Consider the following 2,211-nt stretch of genomic DNA (forward strand, 5'->3'; position numbering starts at 1 on the left):
CAGACGCCTTTCCAGTCGCTGACCGGGTAGCGGAAATACGGGTTGTAGTGTTTTTCCAGCGCGGGTGTTGGGTCGGCCTTTTCGCGAATCTCCAGCGCGACTTCCAGATAGCCGAGCCCCAGCTCGTCCAGCACCCGGTTCATGTCCGCAAGACTGGGCACGCGGCGCTTATTGAGCCAATGACCGACGCCGCCCTGGGACATGCCCAAGCGTTCGGCCAGTTCATCCTGCGTGACCTTGCGGTCTTTCATGTTGGCTTTGACCAACGCTATCCAGTTGTCCATGGAGCCTGACCATACGTTGCGCAATTGCCACGACAATAAACAGTTTGTAGTAATCCATCAAATGACATAAATACGATTCGTATTACTATCAGGTGCAGGTTTTCAACGTCCAGCCAGAGTAATCGCCCTCATGATGACCCTCCCGAATCACCTGCCTTGCACGCCCGAAACCGACGAACTGCTGACCCTGCGCAGCAGTGGCGCCGCGCAACGGGCACTCGACTATTACCTGAAAGAAGATGTGTCGGCGCCCACGCCTGACGCCGCGTTTTTCGACATCAGGCCCGGCATCAGCCAGGAAGACGCCCTGGTGCACGCATCGGACCTGCTACGCAGTGCGGCGGCAGCCGCCTATGAATCGGCAAGCAACCGGCAGGGCAACCAGCGGGACCTGGCCTTTTCGGTGGTGTATTTGATTGATATGGCCAAAGCGATGGTGGAACAGGCAGTGCAGGTGCCTGCTGCCCAGGCGAACGCCTGACAGGCACGTAAGAAAAATATTTCTATCACACGGATAAAAACATTTGACTTGCAAATGATAATGATTATTATTGGGCTCAGCTGATCGCGAGATCAGTCGATAGACCAAGGGACCTTAGGTCGGACTCTTGGAATATCTCCTCATCAGGCTAATCACGGTTTTTGACCCGGCTCTTTGGCCGGGTCTTTTTTTTGCCAGTTTTTCTGGCGTGGCTTCAGGCTAATGAAGACTGTGTGTTGCTTGATGGCGCGCATGGTAGCAAAAGAGCATCGCCAAAAGAAAGCCGATCGAACGCTCTAGCCCGGATCTTTGCGAAATAGCGCTTGAGAATCAATCTCATAGAATCTAAGCTGCCTCGGCGTCAAGGACGACGCCCCCTTCCCCGTGCAACAATTTTGCACCAAGATTTTGCCTCACTCCTGTGTAAGATATCTGCCACAACAATCCTACGCAGGCAGCCAGCCCATGACAGTGGCCTTGACCTCCATCAAGATCAGCACCGACTTCGACAGCGGCAACATCCAGGTCCTGGATGCCAGCGACGCTTATCAGTTGTTGCTGGCGATCAAACCCGATACTCGCAGCGCACATTTCCAATGGTTCCACTTCAAGGCCGAAGGCATGCATGTGGGCCATACCCACACCTTCCGCCTGAGCAACGCCAGCCATTCGTCATATAAAAATGCCTGGAGTGGTTACAACGCCGTGGCGTCCTACGACCACGTCAACTGGTTCCGCGTGCCCACGCGTTTTGATGGCGACACATTGCACATCAGCCTGCAAACCCGCGAGAAGCAAGCCTGGTTCGCCTACTTCGAACCGTATAGCCGTGAGCGTCACGACTGGCTGATCGAACAGGCCCTGAACCGCGCCGGTACCCAACTGCTCGCCACCGGCAAAAGCGTCGAGGGCCGTGATATCCAGCTGCTACGCCGCGGCAAAGGTGGCGAAGGCCAGCGCAAGGTGTGGATCATCGCCCAGCAGCATCCCGGCGAACACATGGCTGAATGGTTTATGGAAGGCGTCATCGAGCGCCTGCAACAGGACGGTGATGCCGAGCTGAAAAAACTCCTGGCCGTCGCCGACCTGTACCTGATCCCCAACATGAACCCCGATGGCGCCTTTCACGGGCACCTGCGCACCAACGCCATGGGCCAGGACCTCAACCGTGCCTGGCAGAACGCCAGCGAGGCGCTCAGCCCGGAAGTGCTGTTCGCCCAGCAGCAGATGGAGAAATACGGCGTCGACCTGTTCCTCGATATCCATGGCGATGAAGAAATCCCCTACATCTTCACCGCAGGCTGCGAAGGCAACCCCGGTTACACCCCGCGTATCGAAGCGCTGGAAAAACACTTCCGCAGGCACTTGAGCGCCCTGACCCGCGATTTCCAGACCACCCACGGCTACACCCGCGACCTGCCGGGCGAAGCCAACATGACCCTGGCC

General features: G+C 56.9%; 3 protein-coding genes. 2 read left to right on the forward strand and 1 reads right to left on the reverse strand.

The genetic code is table 11. The features are described from left to right. Positions 1 to 284: helix-turn-helix domain-containing protein (locus FEM54_RS30980; RefSeq protein ID WP_138454112.1), on the reverse strand; the 284-nt coding region annotated here is incomplete at its 3' end. Positions 285 to 414: 130 nt separating this feature from the next. On the opposite strand from FEM54_RS30980, the gene FEM54_RS30985 reads away from it, so the two are divergent. Next, positions 415 to 765, forward strand: a complete 351-nt coding sequence (locus tag FEM54_RS30985; protein WP_138454113.1) for a DUF6124 family protein — start codon at positions 415 to 417, stop codon at positions 763 to 765. A gap of 465 nt (positions 766 to 1,230) precedes the next feature. Next, on the forward strand, positions 1,231 to 2,211 hold a 981-nt coding region (locus FEM54_RS30990; RefSeq protein ID WP_138454114.1), incomplete at its 3' end, for a M14 family metallopeptidase.

This window comes from Pseudomonas edaphica, assembly GCF_005863185.1.
Classification (GTDB): Bacteria; Pseudomonadota; Gammaproteobacteria; order Pseudomonadales; family Pseudomonadaceae; genus Aquipseudomonas; species Aquipseudomonas edaphica.

Bases quoted from the DNA above. Each gene is read 5' to 3' on its own strand.
- FEM54_RS30985 (WP_138454113.1), top strand. From the start codon at position 415: ATGATGACCCTCCCGAATCACCTGCCTTGCACGCCCGAAACCGACGAA.